The following is a 17,443-nucleotide window of genomic DNA, read 5'->3' as shown; positions in this document are numbered from 1 at the left end:
TTTGTATTATTATTAACATTGCACTACATTTATTTCATATCCCCCTAGTAATATAATTGATGCTCAACGACCTTCAGTTAAACAATATCTTAGAAGATTTCGATATTGCGTACTGGAAAATTGACCTTATCACCAGAGAAATTACCTGGAGTGAGCATTTTCAGTCCCTGGTAGGTGCACCTCCATCTGGTTCTTCCCGCTTTGATTACTTTATAAATAATATACTTCACAAAGACTATCGCTATGATTTTAGGGTGGGCTTTGAGAATCTTACCAAAGGAGCTGAAAGTTTCAGTCAGGAGATCAAATTAAAACTCCAAAACGAGAAATATCGCTGGTTCGAATGCCGTAACTTAAAGAGCAAAGACAATTCTTCTCACCGGGATACAGCAGTTCTGCTTTTTGTTAATATTCACCAGTCAAAGAGAGACCAGTATACCATAGAAGAAAATTTCTTTTACTACAGGGAAACTGCCGAAATGACTTCAACAGGAGGTTGGTACGTAGACACTGTACATAAAGCAATTTACTGGGATGAAGTGACAAAAAGGATCCTTGATTGTCCAAAAGATTTTAACCTTAATTACGAGGACTGAGCAGAAATTCTATTCCAGGGAACACCAGGAGAAATCACTTTCTATGTTTGAAAAGTGTGAGAAATATGGTATTCCATTTAAGGAAGAGATCAAGATGGCCACCCTCTATGGTCGGGAATTTTGGGTGCGGGCAACGGGAAAACCTGTATATAACGAAGAGCAGGAGATCATTGGGATAAGAGGTGTCTTTCAGGACATAGATGACAACAAAGAAAATGAGATAAACCTGCAGAATACGCTGGATATTATTGCCACTCAAAACTCCCGTTTATTCAATTTTGCTCACGTTGTTTCCCATAACCTTAGATCACACAGCAGCAACCTCAGCCTTGTGGTACAGCTGGTGAAGGAGTCCCGCAATCAGGAAGAAAAAATCGAGCTTATAGATAATGTTCAAAGTATATCAGAAAACCTTGACAGGGCAATTTCCCAGCTGAATGATATGGTTAGTCACCAAAATCTTTTAAGAAAAGAACCAAGACTCGTAAAATTCAGTAATGCTTTAGACGTTGTAGTAGCATCGACTTCCTCTTTGATAAACCGGGAAAGCGCGAAGATTGTTTCAGATTTTTCAGCATTAAAAGAAATCAAATATATCCCTGAGTACCTGGAGAGCATTCTTTTAAATTTAATTACCAATGCCATCCGCTACAAACAACCCGGAAGAAAACCAGTTATATTCATCCAGTCTTACCTGCAAAATGCTCAGGCATTCCTTGAAGTAAGTGACAACGGTATGGGAATTGATCTCAATCAATATGGGGATAAGATGTTTGGGATGTATAAAACTTTTCACCGAAATCCTGATGCCAAAGGAATAGGTTTATTTATTACGCGTAACCAGGTAGAGACGATGGGTGGGACCATATCTGTCACCAGTACGGTTAATATTGGCACAACATTTAAAATTAAATTTTAATTCAACAAATGGGGCAAAAAATTGAATTGGCGTGCATTATAGATGATGACAAAATCTATGTGAATCTCGTCAAGAAAATCATCGAAATCAAAAAACTGTCAGAAAACTTATTGATCTTTAAGAATGGGCTGGAAGCTCTTGAATATTTCAAGGTAATTCTATGCAACATGACCGAGGAGAAACTTCCGGATATTATCTTTCTGGACCTGAACATGCCTGTTATGGATGGTTGGGAATTCCTGGGAGAATTTATTAAGATCAAGAACAACTTTGACAAAAAGATCACCTTGTACGTGGTCTCTTCTTCTATTGATCCACGGGATCTCGAGAGAGCAAGATCATTTAACCTGGTAACAGATTATCTTATTAAGCCTATTGAACTCAAGAAGTTTGAAAAGATATTTGACCGGGACGTTAACGTCGCCTAATTATTTTCGGCAGCCTCTTCTTTTTTAGGAAAGGCTTTTTTATTAAAAAGCAGCAATAGCACCACTCCGGTGCTAATGGCTGTGTCGGCTATATTGAAAACGGGTTCAAAGAAAGTGAAATGCTCTCCTCCCCAGAAGGGGATCCATTCAGGTAAAATATCGTCATATAAAGGAAAATAAAGCATATCTACTACCTTTCCGTAGAAGATATCTGCATATCCTCCACCCGCAGGCATAAATTCGGCTACGCGGCCGTAACTGTCTGTAAAGATCATTCCGTAGAGGACCGAATCAATGATGTTTCCAAAGGCACCCGCAAAAATAAAGGAAATGGCAATAATTAAAACTTTAGATCCATGGTTCTTTACCGAGTCCCACAGCCAATATCCAATCCCTACAATTGCGCACAAACGGAAAAGGGTAAGCAACAATTTACCATATTCTCCCGGAATTTTTGCTCCCCACGCCATTCCTTCATTTTCTACAAATAAAATGCTGAACCAGCTAAGAACTTCAATCTCTTCGCCTAAAACAAAATTGGTTTTTATATAAAATTTGGAGACTTGATCAATAATAAGGATCAAAAGGATGAGAAGACTCGCTTTCTTTAGGGACATGAATTGTTTTTGTTTAACTAAGCCTCAAAAATACTAATATTATTTAGTTTTTAACTACCTTAATATCACCGTTAATAGATCTTAGTTGTAAGGTATAAATACCATTCATTTCCTCCGGTAATTCTACCTTCCCCTTACCTGAAGAGGCAGTAACAACTGCATTACAGTCGCTACAAAAATTCCACCTCTGTAAGTATTGATAATTGCGTTCCCTGTAAAAGCTTTAAGAGTACAGCCACCGGACTGTAGATCCACCTGTAGGGCTTCAAAAGCACCAGTTGCATTTACACTGCCTATATTGGAGGATATGTAAACCTCTAATCCTTCAGGAATAGTAAGTTTAACTTCTAAGGAAAAGACTTTATGAGCACTTAGTTTGTCGTAGCCACTCTGTAGAATTTCCCGAAAACTGGAAGTAATGAGCATTTTATTCTGAAGTTGTTCCACCTCAAGATTAATGTAATTAAAATATTCCCCTTCGGAATGTGTACTTATAAGAATTTTATCTTCTTTGGAAGTTTGAAGATTGATCCTAAAGACTTCATCCAGGAATATTTCAAGACGCTGAACATTTCCTGCATCAAAGCTTCGGGAAGTATCCTTTTGAGAAAAAAGGGCAAGAGGGAGCACAAGTAAACAAAGGACGCTGTACTTCATGAGATATTCATCAACAAAAAACGCTCCAGCATAATGATATATGGGAGCGTTTGATATTAAAAAGATTTGTGGTTTATCGTTGCAAATTCTTTGCTTCAATGCTTAAAGTGGCATGAGGTACCAGCTTTAAACGTTCTTTGGCAATTAATTTTCCGGTTACTCTACAAATCCCGTAAGTTTTATTTTCAATCCTTATCAGTGCATTTTTTAAATCCCTGATAAATTTTTCCTGACGTATGGCTAACTGGGAGTTTGCTTCTTTACTCAAGGTTTCACTTCCTTCTTCAAATGCTTTAAAAGTGGGGGAAGTATCATCTGTTCCATTATTACCATCATTCACATAGGCGCTTTTATAAAGCTCCAATTGTTCCTGTGCCTTTTTAATCTTAGATTGAATTAACTCCTTAAATTCCGCCAGCTCGGCATCACTGTAACGTTCTTTGGTCTCTGTTGTTGACATGGGTCTTAATGTTTTCTGATCCACAATTTAGTGGCGACATTATCGAATTCTACCTCGTTACCGTCTTTTACCACATCTGCAAATTCGAGGTTTGCAGTTAGTGTTTCGTTTTTGATATAATTTATATTATTCAAAACAGCATCCTCGACAATACCGTCCTTCTGTAGGGTCACATCTATTGAATCTGTCACTTCAAATCCTGAATCTTTTCTAAGATTCTGAATTCTGTTTACCAGTTCCCTGGCAATTCCTTCATTCTTCAGTTCTTCTGAAATATGAACATCAAGAGCAACAGTTATTCCGCCACTGCTGGCTACCAGCCAACCTTCAATATCCTGTGAACTGATCTCCACGTCATTGGCGCCAAAAGTAAACATTTTTCCATTAATGTCAACCGTTATATTTCCTTCCCGTTCTATGGTCAAAATATCATCGGGAGTGAAATTATTTATCGCTCCTGCAACAGCTTTCATATCTTTACCAACTTTGGGGCCAAGAACTTTAAAATTAGGTTTTATCTGCTTCACAAGTATTCCTGAAGCATCGTCTATAAGCTCAATTTCCTTTACGTTTACTTCAGATTTTATCAAATCTTCAACCGCTGCTATTTCAGCTTTTTGCTTATCGTCAAGCACAGGGATCATGATCCTTTTTAAAGGCTGCCTCACTTTGATCATTTCCTTCTTCCGAAGTGAAAGAACGAGAGAAGAAATGGTTTGTGCCTTTTGCATTTTAGCTTCGAGATCTTTATCTACATAAGAAGCATCAAAAACCGGAAATTCAGCAAGGTGTACAGAATCAAACTCTTCTTTGTTGGTGGCTGAATTAAGATCTTTGTACAACCTGTCCATAAAGAATGGCGCTACAGGAGCACTTAGCTTTGCAACTGTCATTAAACAGGTATAAAGGGTTTGATAAGCGGAAATTTTATCCTGCTCATAATCCCCTTTCCAGAAACGCCTTCTGCTTAACCGTACGAACCAGTTGCTCAGGTTTTCCTGAACAAATTCTGAAATTGCACGGGTAGCCCGGGTAGGTTCATAATCGGCATAAAACTTATCTACATTGTCAATAAGGGTATTTAATTCTGAAAGGATCCAGCGGTCGATCTCCGGCCTGTCGTTTAAAGCTACCTCATCTTCAGAATAAGTAAAATTGTCAAGATTTGCATATAACGAGAAAAATGAATAGGTGTTGTAGAGCGTTCCGAAGAATTTACGACGCACCTCTCCTATTCCTTCAATATCAAATTTTAAGTTATCCCATGGATTTGCATTGGAGATCATGTACCATCTAGTGGCATCGGGCCCAAAAGCAGCAAGGGTTTCAAAAGGATCTACAGCATTACCAAGTCTCTTGGACATTTTTTGTCCGTTCTTATCGAGAACAAGTCCGTTGGAAACCACATTCTTATAAGCCACGTCATCAAAGATCATTGTAGCAATGGCGTGCAGAGTATAAAACCATCCCCTGGTTTGATCTACACCTTCAGCAATAAAGTCGGCGGTCTTTTCCCCTCCTTCTACCTTGTCCTTATTTTCAAAGGGATAATGCCATTGCGCATAGGGCATAGATCCGGAATCAAACCAAACGTCGATAAGATCTGCTTCCCTTCTCATAGGTTTTCCGGAATCTGAAACCAATACGATCTCATCTACCACATTCTTGTGAAGATCTACTTTGTCGTAGTTCTCATCGCTCATATTGCCCGGCTCAAACCCTCCAAAAATATCTTTATCTGCAACTCCGGCCTCAATAGCTTTTGCAATTTCTTCCTTGAGCTCTGCAATGGATCCTATGATCTTCTCCTCTTTTTTATCCTCTGTCCTCCAGATTGGAAGCGGGATTCCCCAGTAGCGGCTACGGGAAAGGTTCCAGTCATTGGCATTAGCAAGCCAGTTTCCAAAACGGCCTTCTCCGGTTGCTTTTGGTTTCCAGTTGATCTCTTTATTAAGATCAAACATCCTGTCCTTGAATTCGGTCACTTTTATAAACCAGGAATCAAGGGGATAATAAAGGATTGGCCTGTCTGTTCTCCAGCAGTTAGGATAACTATGAAGGTATTTTTCGACTTTAAAAGCCCTGTTTTCTTCTTTTAATTTTATTGCAATCTCAACATCTACAGACTTTTCGGGAGCTTCCCCGTCATCATAGTATTCATTTTTTACATACTTGCCGCCCAGTTCTCCCAGATCCTTTACAAATTTCCCCTGAAGATCTACCAGTGGAACAAGATTGTCATTTTCATCCTTCACCAATAATGGCGGAACTTCGGGAGTAGCCTGCTTTGCAACCATAGCATCATCTGCCCCAAAAGTTGGAGAGATATGTACGATTCCCGTACCATCATCTGTAGTAACAAAATCCCCAGAGATTAAGCGGAAAGCGTTTTCCGGATTATTATACGGTTGCACATAAGGCATTAACTGATGGTATTTAATTCCCACCAGGTCTTTTCCCTTAAACGTATTTTCTCCAATATAAAATGGGATCTTATCGCCCTGTTTATAAGAGTTTAAAAGTTCCTCATTTTCTACTTTTTTGAATTTTTTGTCGAACTGCTTTTCAGCCAGATTCTTTGCCACTACAATAGTGATTGGCTCGAAAGTATATTGATTATAAGTTTTTACCGTTACATACTCAATTTTCGGTCCCACGGTTAAGGCCGTATTTGACGGAAGCGTCCAGGGAGTGGTTGTCCAGGCAATGAAATAAATCTCAGGAGACACATCCAGAAGAAAATCAGGAAGTGTATCTCTCTTTGCCTTAAACATTGCGGTTACTGTGGTATCTGTAACATCCTGGTATGTTCCCGGCTGGTTAAGTTCGTGAGAGCTTAAGCCTGTATAAACTTTGGGTGAATAAGGTTGTATGGTGTACCCTTTGTAAATAAGCCCTTTCTTATAAATTTCGGAAAGCAGCCACCAAACAGTTTCCATGTATTTAGATTTGTAGGTGATGTATGGGTCCTCCATATCTACCCAATAGCCCATTTTTTCTGTAAGATCATTCCAAACATCAGTATAACGCATTACTGCGTTCTTACAGGCCTGGTTATATTCCTCTACACTTATCTTTTTACCAATATCTTCCTTGGTGATCCCCAGCTCCTTCTCAACTCCAAGTTCTATTGGTAACCCGTGAGTATCCCAACCTGCTTTCCGCTTTACCTGGAAGCCTTTTTGGGTTTTATACCTGCAGAATATATCTTTTATGGAACGAGCCATTACGTGGTGAATTCCGGGAAGTCCATTCGCTGATGGAGGACCTTCAAAAAATACAAAAGGCTCCTTCCCCTCACGCGTAGAAACACTCTTCTCAAAAATATCATTCTCCTTCCAGTAGTTGAGGATTTCCTCTGCTACTTTAGGTAAGTCAAGTCCTTTATATTCAGGAAACTTCATGCTCATTTTGCCTTAATTTCTAATGATGTGCGAAATTAATCAATTTTAGCAAAAGAGAAGGTTTTATGCTCGGAAATTGAGAGGCTGCCTTAAAAGGTAACTTGGGAAAAATGCAATGCTAACTATAATTTAAAATTGGGTAAGCGGCTGCAGCCGGATTGAATTAATTCTCCTTCAGGACCCGGATTACTTTGCAGGGGTTACTAGCTGCAAAAACATCTTCGGGAATATCTTTGGTCACTACACTGCCAGCACCAATTACGCTACGGTCTCCTATAGTTACTCCGGGACAGATAACTGCACTTCCTCCAATCCACACATCTTCTCCTATCACTATGGATTTTGCGTATTCAACTCCCGAACTTCTTTCTTTATGATCCAGCGGATGAGTGGCTGTATAAATCTGAACATTTGGACCAAACATCGTTCTGCTACCAATGCTTACGGGGGCAACATCCAGTACCACACAATTGAAATTGAAGAAAACCCGTTTCCCCACCTTCATGTTAAACCCATAGTCGCAGTAAAAGGGAGGCTGCAGATAAAGATCCTTTGATGCATTGGGCAGTAAAGTTTTCTGAATGCGACCTCTTTCGGAGAGTTGGTCTTCTGCTGTGTCGTTAAAAGCTTTCAGGAGCAATCTTGTTTGCTTCCTGTCTTCCACCAGCCCCCTGTCCATAGGATTATACATTTCCCCGGCGATCATTTTTTCCTTTTCTGTTTTCATACTTGAAGATAGTTAACAGCCTCTCAATATTGAAATTTTAATCCTTCTGAAATTTACTGAACCTCAAAATAATTTTACGGGGTTTTTATTCCTCCCGGGTATAATCACAATCTTCGCTAATCACAATTTTCCTATCAATTTTCCAGTAGTTGATTAATTTCTCTTTCGAGTCCAGTCTATCATAATAGTCTATATAATATTTTTCCAGAAAAATTCCATTGGGCAGCTTTTGTTTGGTTTTCCATTCCTCATAGATCGTTGGAAAATCCACTACAGGCAAATGAAATTCAGTTTCCTTTTCTATAATATAAAATTCAGCACCAAGTTTTTTTCTTTTAACTGTTTTAGGCTTTATTGATGCTATCTTGAAATGTTGGTAAGCTGTTCCATCAATAAGGGTGTCTGCTAATTCAAAGAATTCGTAATCCTCAGTTAGATGTTTATATGGATTTTCATAGGGGCTAACATATCTGCAATCAATGTTTATAAATTCTGCCTTATTTAAGTTGGACTTTAATACTGAGACTTCAGAATAAATACCGTCCTGATCTCTAAAGATCATCTTATAATAGGAACTGTCTAAATCCTTTATTACTGCAGTATAATTGTTTTTTCTCGAATTGGTCAAATAATATTTTTTATAGCTTTTTTCCTCTTTATGGAAAGGACGATTTTTTATTCTAACAGAATCCTTATAAAGAGTCACTTCGTATTCAAGGAGGTAATCAAATTCATATTGTTTTTGTGAAAAACACAAGGTGGTAAACAAGAGAAAGAGAAAGGTTAATAGTTTCATTAAGGTGTTATAATTTAAATATGGAGATGCAGCCGAAGATTTATTGATCTTTTTTCCTTACAGGAAATTTTTATACTTCCTTCGGGAATATGAACTGCTCATTTCATCCATTAATTTTTGACAAAATGAGGAGTTCAAAATTCTTTTCCTGGTTAAATACCTTTTTTCTCACACTGGATGTAAATCATTTTGATATAATAAAGCTCATTAATTCCCGGTCATGGTTATTTACTATTCTGCACTTTTCATTAAAAATCATAGTTTCTCCATTGTCAATTGAATAGGGTTCCCAATCGGGCAATTTCCCTTCTACATTAGGATTACCTGTTTTAGCAAAGTTGAGCCATGCCGAACTCATTTTGTCAGCCAGGTCATATGCTTCTTTTGTAGTACCTGTCCACTCCGGTTTTAGGTCAATATTATTAAATGCCAAAGGAATGTCCAAACCGTGAAAGGAACCTTTTGTTGCACCATCTTCAGGACTCTTCCAGGCTAGAAAATAGGTATAGACTGGAGCACTCTCCTGTTTCGTCCTGGCATCAGCAGCCATAATAGTTCCCGGCCTAAAAACCGTGTCGACAGAAAGAAGATCCTGAGGGGTAAAATCAGGATAGGTCTTTTCATATAATCTTATAAATTGATTTGTATCCTCACCGTATATCTTTGTTAAACGTGATCTGGCCTGTTCCATGCTCAGGTCCTTTTCGTCATAAGCTGTTTTAATAAGCTCGTTTAAGGTCGTGCCGATTAAAAGAGGAACATCCTTTGAAATTTCTGCAAAACCCGGACTAAAAGGTTGCTGAAGTAAAACCTGACCATCTGCTGAAGGTGCAAAACCAAACATCGTTTTTGAACCGGGTTTTCGGGGACCAAATAATTTTAATATAGCTTCATTTCCCGCTTTTACGAGGTCTTCATAGGGAACAGTTTCTAATTTACTTAGCATCATTTGATGTGATTCCTAAATTGTCAATTACGGCTAAACCCAGGGCTCTGGATTTCTCTTTGGTCATAACATTAACTAAAGTTCCACTTTGAATTATGGCTTTGTGAAATAAACCTTTTGCCGCTGGCATACCCATCAAGGTACCTACTTTTCCTCCACCACCTGATTCTCCAAAAATGGTCACATTAGAAGGATCACCTCCAAACTGCTCAATATTATTTTTAACCCATTCCAGGGCTTTAACAACATCAAGCATTCCAACATTTGCTGATTTAGCATACTTCTCATCATATGCTGACAAATCCAGAAAGCCCAGAATATTTAATCTATGATTTACAGATACCATTACCACATCTCCTTTTTGAGCCAAAGCCTTCCCATCGGTCATTGGGTCATTGCTGCTGCCAACATGAAATCCTCCTCCATGCAGCCAGAGCATTACAGGACGCTTTTTGCTATCTAAAATTCCCGGGGACCACACATTTAAGCTGAACAATTTTTTCTCATCCATTTGAGATTCATCAATCCAGCTAACTACTTGTTTAGCTGCTTACCCATACTCAATACTTTCACGGACTCCATCCCATGTAATAGGATCCTGTGGAGGCATAAATCTTTGGGCGCTGGCGTAGGGAATTCCTTTAAAAGAATATATCCCCTCCTCGACTTTCCCTGAAATAGTTCCAAAGGTGGTTGTAACGACTAGCTTTTGATCCTTGCCTTTACTGAAAGTGCTCTTGGAGAAACAAAATCCCGTTGTCAATAGTAAAAGGAGAAAAATGTTTATTACTTGTTTCATAGGTAAAAAGTTTATTTAGTATTCCAAATGTTTATAAAATGGAAATTGATTAAATCAAAAATTATTTATGGATATCTTCAACTTATTATAGATCTTAATTTTTCTCCTGATTTTTATTCCCCTCCAAAACTTTCTTTCTTCCGGTTGATTCATTTCTTCTGGTTTACCCTCTTAAGACTTAAGCCTATAGCTTCAGCTCAAAATTAAAAGAAAAAACCGCCTAACTTTATTAATCAGGCGGCCTTATACATTTAATGATTTTTTACTGAAGCTTTTTCACTAGAGAGTGGGAGAACCTCAACTTTATATAAAGGTATCCCGAAAAAAAGTCTTATTTCTCTTCAGCTTGGGCTATAAAAAACTTATTCACTTCCAGCCAGTGAATAAATGCATCAAACCAACGATTACTGGTTCGGTCAGGATTTCCAAGGCCGAATCCATGGCCACCATTTTGGTAAAGGTGAAGTTCAACAGGTTTACCTGCTTTGTACCAGGATTCAATTAAACCCAACTCTCCGTTGAACAGAAAATCATCTGCGGCAATAACATTAAACATTGGGGGAGCATTTTTTGGCACCTCTACTGCATTTAATCCTCCATAAATTGGAGCAATAAAAGCAAGATCCATAGTTTTGGAATTGAGCGTTGAATGCATTGTGAGACTTGGCACCAGCTGAAAAGCCCATCATCCCTATATTAGTAGTATCAACACCCCATTCCTCTGCACGTTTAACAATTAAAGCATAAGCAGCCTCAGCATCCTCGAGCTGGTTAGACAAATTGGACCGGGGACGTTGTGGTGGTACCGGAGCGCCGTTTGAAGAGCCTGCGGGAGGCGAAGGGGGTCGGGTCATCGAGGTTTTAAAATCTTCAAGTGACTCAGGAGTTGGGTTAAGCCTATACTTTAGTACAAAGGCAGCAATTCCTTTTTTGGCAAGTGCCTCAGCAACTTCCCAGCCTTCGTTACCCATAGAAAGCCACCTGAAACCTCCACCGGGTGCCACAATTACAGTGGTACCGTTTGCTATTGCAGGATCGGGCAGGAATGGTGTAAGTGTAGCAGTGGAAATATTACGAGCCATTGGATCCCCCCATTGTCGAAACCAGGTTTCTTTAGCTAAGCTGATCTTCAACCCCACCCGTTCCTAATGGAATTGCTCTCGGTTCTGCAGGGGCCTCTAGAGGATAAATTGTCCCGTCCTGGGCCATTCCCGATGCAGCACAAACAAATAAAATCGCGTAAATAGACGATTTAGCAAAAATATTAAAAGAAAAAGTCATTATAAATGGATTATTATGTTAATAATTATGAATATACGTATAGTTCCGGTTGTTAAAGCCTTTCTTTTATTTCTTAATGTTAAATTTTCGATCCCCTAAACAACTGATTAATAGTAAAATTTTTGGCCCCTACTGAATCCTTTTAATTAATCTGGAAATCAGGGAAGATCCTGGACTATGCATACCTAACCCATTAATGACCGAACGAAATGTTTTAATACTTTTTTGCAGCTATTATAATCCCGGTTGACCAATTCATTTTAGTCAAATTAAGGTCTTTTCGATTTTCTAAATATTCAATAAGGCCATCAACATTCTCCTGATGCCCCTCGGGCCAATTAGGCTGAGTAGACATATCATCAATAATATATATCCCGCCGATTTTAATAAGATCAAGTATTCTATTAATTTCGCTGTACTTGCCTGGCCATGCGTCTGCAAAAACCAAATCAAATTTTTCTCCGGTGTAATTATTTATCCATTCAGTTCCGTCTGCACAAATGAGTTCCACTCTTTTATCCTGTCCGAAAAAATTTTTAGCTATCTCAATTAATTCAGGATCATTGTCAATGCTGGTTAATTTCGAATCAGAGTCCATTCCATCTATCATCCAGGATAAGGACAATCCTATGCCCGTTCCTAGTTCCAGAAGGTTTGAATTAGGTTTAGACGTTATTAATGTTTTTAATAAAGTTCCTATGTAAATGTCAGAAGGCATTGTAAATCCAATTTCCTTAGATATATTTTCAACTTCTGAAAGAATTCCGGGCTTATTTTGAATATTAAAATCGTTCATATAATGTTTGTTTGATCTGTCTTTTGATGTTTTCAGATATTAAGCACTTCTCGTTAAAAATCCGTGCGAGTTGGCGAACTGGAATGTCCGAATGACCATCAAGCTTACTGGCGAGCAAGGGTTTTCGATCTAAGAGAGATTTAGTATAGTTTTAGACAATGTGCCTTCTGCACAAGTTATCTAAATTAGCTAATTTTTAAATGGAATGCATTGAAAAAGGATTACCAGTGAAAGACAAATGGCCAGGCGCTGTAAGACCTGCTTTTCCTCAAAGAATTCCTGGCTTAAGACACATAGACCTTGTGGTAAGACTGCTCAAATGTTAGAGTTAATCGTTACAATAAGTATTGGTGACGCTAAATAGAATCATTTGTTGTGCAATTGTCATCACCTGCCAACGAAATTTCCTTCTTTTTACTCTGCTTTTAAAACTTTTACAGCTTCAATTTCTCCCGCTCGAATGGTTTGAGATAAGACAGTCAAGAGCCCGAGTATGGCTACCATTATAAAGCCAAGGCTTATATTTATAAAACTTAATTTAACAAGACTGCTGCCTATATCCTGTCTTAATAAATCACTGCCAAACACGCTTAGCCGGAACCCCAATAAGTCCGGCAATTAAAATGAGAATAGCAAAATTTTTGGTAACTGTCCACACTAACTTTAATTTGCCTGCACCCAGTACTTTTCTTATACCAAGTTCTTTTATTCTTGTTTCTACAGAATAACTGGCTATGCCTAGAATGCCTAAACCAGCAATTATCATAACTATAAGGGCAAAGAATCCAAAAAAACTTATTCTTTCTCCACTGCTCGCATAAGCTTCTTTTAAATTTTGAAGATCTGCTGTTTTTTCAGGAAAATTGTTATTCCATAAGGTTTGAATGGCTTTAGTAGCTTCCAATTCTGTATTTGGCTTAATCTTTATGGCCAGGGATGCTATTTCATTTGGCAAATACCGATAGATTAAAGGAACTGTTTCGCCTATAATTTCATTCGGCATGATGCCTATGACCTGGACATAGGCAGAGTCAAGTGATAAATTTTGCCCCACTATATCCTCTGATTTATTTTTTAGTAATTCTGCGGCAGCTTCATTTATCAACACATATTGCTCAGTACTTTTGGGCATATGTTCAGGAAAATTTTCCCCGGATTTTAAGCTGATACCTTCTGTTTCAATTATTTTTGGATCAATACTTACATAATTAATATTCAGGATTTTATCCTTTATTTTTATAGAAGATTTGCCCATTTTCATTGGTCCATAATACCAGTTAGTTGCCAAAGTTGTTTCTACCTGGCTTAGTTGGTTTATTTGGTTCTGTAAATTTTCATATTCTTCACCTTTTAAATCAAGTGTGAGAACATTGGAGGACACAGTTGAGCTAATGATTTCATTATTTTTTATTTCATAATCGGCTAATATGACAACCAATATCATAAGCATTATGGTTACCGAAAATTGTAGGACAATTACAGCTTTGTAAACAGCAACACCCCGGAACAGCTTTATATTCTTCATTTTACGCAGTACCTGTATGGGTTTGAAGGCTGACAATAGCCATGACGGAAATGCCCCTGCGACCAGCCCTGTAATAACTGCATAGGTTAACAAGCCTGAAATTAGGATGGGATCCCAGGAGAATGTCACTTCCATATCGGGTATATGCTGCATTAAAAAATGAACCCCCGGGAGTGTAAACACTAAAGCAAAAAGAGCGATAAGGGTAGATTCCATTAAAAACTGACGAATAATTTGTCCCCTGGTTGCACCTATTGTTTTGCGAACACCTACTTCCTGGGCCCGGGAGAAGGCACGCGCCAATGACAAACTGATATAGTTGAAAGCAGATAAAAGGGTTAAGGATAGAATTAAAAGTAATTGCGTTCTAATACCCGCCCAATCCACGCCCGCATTAGGGTCATTTATAATGTCATTGTTTCGGGGGGTAATATCTTCTATGGGTTGTGCAAAAAATTGAAGACTGCTCTTTTCCAGTTTCCGATTGTAGTTTTGGAGGGTTGTATTAAGCTGCTCTAAATTATCTTCTGATTTTATACGCGCATAAATTGCTGAACTTTTGAAGTCTTCCCACCTTTGTGAAATATTACCGATTGCTCCTTCTTTTTCAAGGATTTCAGCAGAAGCAATAGAAAGCATTGCCTCAATGGGTAGATGTGTTTCTAAGGGCGGGTCCTGGATGATTCCTTCAACGGTATAAGAACCTAAATTTTCAAGTTGAACTATCTGCCCTAAAGCATTAAGGTCGCCAAATATCTTTTTTGCTGTTCTTTCAGTTAAAAATATGGAAGTGGGATTATTTGTTAGGCTTTGTGGATTCCCGGCCAGTAATTTAAAGCCGAATACATTAAAGAAAGAAGGCTCTGAAAATTTAATGTCAACAGGAACATCCCCTTTGTCTGTTTGCAGGTTATACTTTCCTGCCATTTGAATTTTTACCGTATTCTCCACAAAGGAGACGCTTTCCAATTGAGGTGCCAGAGCCAACGGTGTTGTTGCCCATTTAATTTTTTCTCCCTCCTTTGTTTCCTGGGTGAGTATACGTACTATATGATTTAATTCCGGATGAAAATGATCTGTATCATAAGTAGCTTTAATGCCTGTAAAGAGGATAACCCCTACCGCCATACACAAGGACAGGCTCAGGATATTGACTAATGAAAAAAGTTTATTTTTCCAGAGGATCCGGATTGCGATCTTAAAATTGTTTTTTAACATGCCTTGATGATTTATGATGAAAAACAGGCAAATACTGTAGGAGATGGTTCCTTCATTTTTATTGGCAAAGTTTGTGCCTCAACATAATCAACTAAACTACAGTTATTTAAAAACATAATTAGTTGAACCTGTTCGATTTTGATACACTTGTTGTATCGAATTGATACAGCCAGGAACAAAGATTTTTAACCTCTATAAGACCATATTTTTACGTTATATCAGAAAGCTGTTTACTATGGAAAAACTAATCCGTAGGATTTGTACGGGAGATTTTATTGGTTTCCAGGAAGGGTATTTTTAACAACGTTCAAGTATTGCTGATGTTATAATGATTTTTATGGGCACGGCTATAAAAAATTGTAGGATTAGCACTCATATCTTAAAAACACTAAATTGAAAATTGACGCAATTTTTAGAAGTAGAGGGAAAAGCATCATTATAGCCATCGTGGCGGGTAATTGTTTCTTCATTCCTTAATGGGGTTGATAGTAAAGTATTATAGCTCCACTTTGAAAGGTTTTAGTCTTAGCCAGTTTAAAAATAATTCTTTGGTTTATGTCTTCAAATAATGTTAAGCCGTTTCCCTGGAGAATTGGATAAATGCAAAGCTGGAATTCATTAATCAACTTTAGTTTCATTAGTTGTATAATTAAACTTCGGCTTCCAACGAATATATCTTTACCTGCTTGTTTCCTGAGTTCTAAAACTTCATCTTTTAAATCTCCTTTTGCTATGGTTGCACTTTCCCAATCTACTTTTTTAAGGCTATGAGAGAACACAAGTTTTGGAATTTTGTCAATAGCTAAAGCAAAGTCGTTCATTGATTTTTCTTCGGAAGGATTTTCTAAAACTGTTCGCCAAAATTCCATAAGTTAATACGTGGTCCTGCCGTATAGAATAGTGTCTCCTTTTTCTAATAATTCTGTATAATGCTGATGTATTTCTTCATCCGGAATTCCTGCTGTATGATCGCAAATTCCGTCAAGAGTCATATTTAATGCTGCAATTATTTTCCTCATTATTTTGACATTTAATTTCTATGCTCTATTTAGAAGTCAACTTATAAATAAATTCTTCTATTTCCATTTAACGGGCATTTGCAAAACCTTTGTCAGTGCCAACAATTTTAAAACCGCATTTGTCTAAAACCTTTTGCGAACCAGGATTGTCAAATGCAACCCGTGCGAAAATTGGTCTGCTGGTTTCAATTGTAAGAAATTCTTGCAGCGCTTTCGTGGCAATACCCTGTCCCCAATATTTTCTGTCAATCCAGTAGGTGATTTCTGCATTACCTTCCATTACAAACTTTCCAATGCTTCCTACGACCCTATTATTAAAAGTGATTGTTTGGTTATTTACGGTTGGATCAATTAGCAATTTTGAGTATTTGTTTACATAAGCTAATCTGTCCGTTGGGTCTTTAGGCATAAATGCAGCTAAATATCCACTTTCTTTGTCAGCCTGAAATTCAAAAAGAGTGTCTAAATCTGAAATTTCTGTTGGTCTAAGTTCTATATTTAATTTGTTACTAAGCATTTAGTATTATGTGTTAGATAAAATGACCGATAAAGCCAAGTATAAACAGTGTGAGCTTACGAGCATAGAGTTTCAGATTGAGACAGGTTTTAGCATGTTTTTAATTATTGTGCCTGTTGCACAAGTTACCTAAATTAGGTAATTTCCTGGAATACAAGCCAAAAAGGATTTTCAGGCAAACTCTTCACTTCCTTCAGATTAAGTGACAGAATCCAAAAACAATTTTTTTTTATAGCAGTGGTGAAAACTATACTTATCTTCAAAGAAATGGCATTAAAAGTTACCTTCCCTCCTGAAGGATTTGAGTATATCACGAAAGGAAACTATTGGCCGTGCACCCAGAGGAAAAAGGTCACCTTCTGCAATTAAAAAATGGAAAATGGCAGTCTAAACGAAAACTATTTTACTACCAGAGCCGACTGTAAGGCCTGTATCGGGAAAAGCCACAAAAAAAAGGATCAACATCACCGCATTCGGGGAAGAATAACAGCGGAATATCAAACTGGTAAAAAGAAGGCGTGGCCGCTATATGAATGGCAAGTGACAAAACACCATAGAAACTGTTTTGGCACCCTCAAAGAATTCGCGGGCTTAAGAAAAGTAAATGCTATCGGAATTCGCCAGGCTACACATGTATGCACCTGGCCGCAATTGCATATAACCTCAAGAAGTACCTGAAGTTTTCAATAAAGAAGATTTAATCCGGGGCAGATGCCTGGAAAAATGGTCATAGCGTCG

19 protein-coding genes and 1 pseudogene are annotated in these 17,443 nt (G+C 37.9%); 4 read left to right on the top strand and 16 right to left on the bottom strand.

The features are described from left to right. Window positions 1-59: 59 nt before the first annotated feature. Genes LZ575_RS15770 through LZ575_RS15760 form a run of 3 tightly spaced genes read left to right on the top strand, consistent with a single transcriptional unit; the run spans window position 60 to window position 1,943 of the window. Window positions 60-596 (top strand): PAS domain-containing protein, encoded by a 537-nt coding sequence (locus LZ575_RS15770; RefSeq protein ID WP_235325499.1) that lies wholly within the window; start codon window positions 60-62, stop codon window positions 594-596. 43 nt (window positions 597-639) lie between these two features. Continuing rightward, window positions 640-1,515, top strand: coding sequence for an ATP-binding protein (locus LZ575_RS15765; RefSeq protein WP_235325497.1), 876 nt, complete (start codon window positions 640-642; stop codon window positions 1,513-1,515). A gap of 8 nt (window positions 1,516-1,523) precedes the next feature. Then, on the top strand, window positions 1,524-1,943 hold the full coding sequence (locus LZ575_RS15760) for a response regulator (protein ID WP_235325495.1): 420 nt from the start codon (window positions 1,524-1,526) through the stop codon (window positions 1,941-1,943). Here LZ575_RS15760 and LZ575_RS15755 read toward each other — a convergent pair. The 16 genes and pseudogenes from LZ575_RS15755 to LZ575_RS15685 all read right to left on the bottom strand — a co-directional run bounded on the left by LZ575_RS15755 (window position 1,940) and on the right by LZ575_RS15685 (window position 16,705). Continuing rightward, entirely contained in the window at window positions 1,940-2,560 is a 621-nt protein-coding gene (locus LZ575_RS15755; RefSeq protein ID WP_235325493.1) for a lipoprotein signal peptidase, read from the bottom strand. The genes LZ575_RS15760 and LZ575_RS15755 overlap by 4 nt on opposite strands. A 123-nt stretch (window positions 2,561-2,683) precedes the next feature. Beyond that, the gene (locus LZ575_RS15750) at window positions 2,684-3,316 is read right to left on the bottom strand and encodes a hypothetical protein (RefSeq protein ID WP_235325491.1); all 633 of its coding nucleotides are present in this window, start codon (window positions 3,314-3,316) and stop codon (window positions 2,684-2,686) included. Continuing rightward, complete coding sequence (locus LZ575_RS15745) at window positions 3,291-3,677, bottom strand: TraR/DksA C4-type zinc finger protein (protein WP_235325489.1); 387 nt, start codon at window positions 3,675-3,677, stop codon at window positions 3,291-3,293. Before LZ575_RS15745 ends, LZ575_RS15750 begins: the two co-directional genes overlap by 26 nt. Window positions 3,678-3,682: 5 nt before the next feature. Continuing rightward, window positions 3,683-7,087, bottom strand: coding sequence for an isoleucine--tRNA ligase (ileS, locus tag LZ575_RS15740; RefSeq protein WP_235325488.1), 3,405 nt, complete (start codon window positions 7,085-7,087; stop codon window positions 3,683-3,685). 157 nt (window positions 7,088-7,244) lie between these two features. After that, window positions 7,245-7,808 (bottom strand): sugar O-acetyltransferase, encoded by a 564-nt coding sequence (locus tag LZ575_RS15735; RefSeq protein ID WP_235325486.1) that lies wholly within the window; start codon window positions 7,806-7,808, stop codon window positions 7,245-7,247. 85 nt (window positions 7,809-7,893) lie between these two features. Continuing rightward, window positions 7,894-8,604: a hypothetical protein gene (locus LZ575_RS15730; RefSeq protein WP_235325484.1), complete on the bottom strand. Its 711-nt coding sequence runs from the start codon at window positions 8,602-8,604 to the stop codon at window positions 7,894-7,896. A gap of 184 nt (window positions 8,605-8,788) precedes the next feature. Continuing rightward, window positions 8,789-9,553 carry a carboxylesterase family protein gene (locus tag LZ575_RS22700; protein WP_255702633.1) on the bottom strand — a complete coding sequence of 255 codons (765 nt, stop codon included), beginning with the start codon at window positions 9,551-9,553 and terminating at the stop codon, window positions 8,789-8,791. Further along, window positions 9,540-10,349 (bottom strand): annotated as a pseudogene (locus LZ575_RS22695) (carboxylesterase family protein). The gene LZ575_RS22700 and the pseudogene LZ575_RS22695 overlap by 14 nt, the downstream one beginning before the upstream one ends. 331 nt (window positions 10,350-10,680) lie before the next feature. Beyond that, window positions 10,681-10,905: an alpha/beta hydrolase gene (locus tag LZ575_RS15720; protein WP_235325482.1), complete on the bottom strand. Its 225-nt coding sequence runs from the start codon at window positions 10,903-10,905 to the stop codon at window positions 10,681-10,683. Continuing rightward, window positions 10,898-11,482 carry an alpha/beta hydrolase gene (locus tag LZ575_RS15715; protein WP_235325480.1) on the bottom strand — a complete coding sequence of 195 codons (585 nt, stop codon included), beginning with the start codon at window positions 11,480-11,482 and terminating at the stop codon, window positions 10,898-10,900. Before LZ575_RS15715 ends, LZ575_RS15720 begins: the two co-directional genes overlap by 8 nt. After that, window positions 11,463-11,630 carry a hypothetical protein gene (locus LZ575_RS15710; RefSeq protein WP_235325478.1) on the bottom strand — a complete coding sequence of 56 codons (168 nt, stop codon included), beginning with the start codon at window positions 11,628-11,630 and terminating at the stop codon, window positions 11,463-11,465. Before LZ575_RS15710 ends, LZ575_RS15715 begins: the two co-directional genes overlap by 20 nt. A gap of 214 nt (window positions 11,631-11,844) precedes the next feature. Beyond that, window positions 11,845-12,426, bottom strand: a complete 582-nt coding sequence (locus LZ575_RS15705; RefSeq protein WP_235325476.1) for an O-methyltransferase — start codon at window positions 12,424-12,426, stop codon at window positions 11,845-11,847. A 574-nt stretch (window positions 12,427-13,000) separates the two neighbouring features. Next, on the bottom strand, window positions 13,001-15,079 hold the full coding sequence (locus tag LZ575_RS15700; RefSeq protein WP_235325475.1) for an ABC transporter permease: 2,079 nt from the start codon (window positions 15,077-15,079) through the stop codon (window positions 13,001-13,003). Window positions 15,080-15,642: 563 nt separating this feature from the next. Next, window positions 15,643-15,990, bottom strand: a complete 348-nt coding sequence (locus tag LZ575_RS15695) for a dihydrofolate reductase family protein (protein WP_235325473.1) — start codon at window positions 15,988-15,990, stop codon at window positions 15,643-15,645. Window positions 15,991-16,041: 51 nt separating this feature from the next. Further along, entirely contained in the window at window positions 16,042-16,188 is a 147-nt protein-coding gene (locus tag LZ575_RS15690) for a hypothetical protein (protein ID WP_235325471.1), read from the bottom strand. Between the two features lie 67 nt (window positions 16,189-16,255). Continuing rightward, complete coding sequence (locus LZ575_RS15685) at window positions 16,256-16,705, bottom strand: GNAT family N-acetyltransferase (RefSeq protein ID WP_235325469.1); 450 nt, start codon at window positions 16,703-16,705, stop codon at window positions 16,256-16,258. Window positions 16,706-17,077: 372 nt separating this feature from the next. Here LZ575_RS15685 and LZ575_RS15680 point away from each other — a divergent pair, with 372 nt between their 5' ends. Further along, entirely contained in the window at window positions 17,078-17,383 is a 306-nt protein-coding gene (locus tag LZ575_RS15680; protein ID WP_235325467.1) for a hypothetical protein, read from the top strand. The last annotated feature ends 60 nt before the right edge of the window (window positions 17,384-17,443 follow it).

The sequence above is a fragment of the Antarcticibacterium sp. 1MA-6-2 genome, assembly GCF_021535135.1.
Taxonomy (GTDB): domain Bacteria; phylum Bacteroidota; class Bacteroidia; order Flavobacteriales; family Flavobacteriaceae; genus Gillisia.
This window is presented reverse-complemented; position numbering and strand designations above follow the sequence as displayed.

Excerpts from the sequence above, each read along its gene's own strand:
- LZ575_RS15755 (WP_235325493.1), bottom strand. The coding sequence starts at position 2,560 with ATGTCCCTAAAGAAAGCGAGTCTTCTCATCCTTTTGATCCTTATTATT.
- LZ575_RS15685 (WP_235325469.1), bottom strand. The coding sequence starts at position 16,705 with ATGCTTAGTAACAAATTAAATATAGAACTTAGACCAACAGAAATTTCA.
- ileS (WP_235325488.1), bottom strand. The coding sequence starts at position 7,087 with ATGAGCATGAAGTTTCCTGAATATAAAGGACTTGACTTACCTAAAGTA.
- LZ575_RS15680 (WP_235325467.1), top strand. The coding sequence starts at position 17,078 with ATGGAAAATGGCAGTCTAAACGAAAACTATTTTACTACCAGAGCCGAC.
- LZ575_RS15730 (WP_235325484.1), bottom strand. The coding sequence starts at position 8,604 with ATGAAACTATTAACCTTTCTCTTTCTCTTGTTTACCACCTTGTGTTTT.
- LZ575_RS15710 (WP_235325478.1), bottom strand. The coding sequence starts at position 11,630 with ATGACTTTTTCTTTTAATATTTTTGCTAAATCGTCTATTTACGCGATT.
- LZ575_RS15695 (WP_235325473.1), bottom strand. The coding sequence starts at position 15,990 with ATGAACGACTTTGCTTTAGCTATTGACAAAATTCCAAAACTTGTGTTC.
- LZ575_RS15760 (WP_235325495.1), top strand. The coding sequence starts at position 1,524 with ATGGGGCAAAAAATTGAATTGGCGTGCATTATAGATGATGACAAAATC.
- LZ575_RS15765 (WP_235325497.1), top strand. The coding sequence starts at position 640 with ATGTTTGAAAAGTGTGAGAAATATGGTATTCCATTTAAGGAAGAGATC.
- LZ575_RS15770 (WP_235325499.1), top strand. The coding sequence starts at position 60 with ATGCTCAACGACCTTCAGTTAAACAATATCTTAGAAGATTTCGATATT.
- LZ575_RS15735 (WP_235325486.1), bottom strand. The coding sequence starts at position 7,808 with ATGAAAACAGAAAAGGAAAAAATGATCGCCGGGGAAATGTATAATCCT.
- LZ575_RS15700 (WP_235325475.1), bottom strand. The coding sequence starts at position 15,079 with ATGGCGGTAGGGGTTATCCTCTTTACAGGCATTAAAGCTACTTATGAT.
- LZ575_RS15705 (WP_235325476.1), bottom strand. The coding sequence starts at position 12,426 with ATGAACGATTTTAATATTCAAAATAAGCCCGGAATTCTTTCAGAAGTT.
- LZ575_RS15690 (WP_235325471.1), bottom strand. The coding sequence starts at position 16,188 with ATGAGGAAAATAATTGCAGCATTAAATATGACTCTTGACGGAATTTGC.
- LZ575_RS22700 (WP_255702633.1), bottom strand. The coding sequence starts at position 9,553 with ATGATGCTAAGTAAATTAGAAACTGTTCCCTATGAAGACCTCGTAAAA.
- LZ575_RS15720 (WP_235325482.1), bottom strand. The coding sequence starts at position 10,905 with ATGTTTAATGTTATTGCCGCAGATGATTTTCTGTTCAACGGAGAGTTG.
- LZ575_RS15745 (WP_235325489.1), bottom strand. The coding sequence starts at position 3,677 with ATGTCAACAACAGAGACCAAAGAACGTTACAGTGATGCCGAGCTGGCG.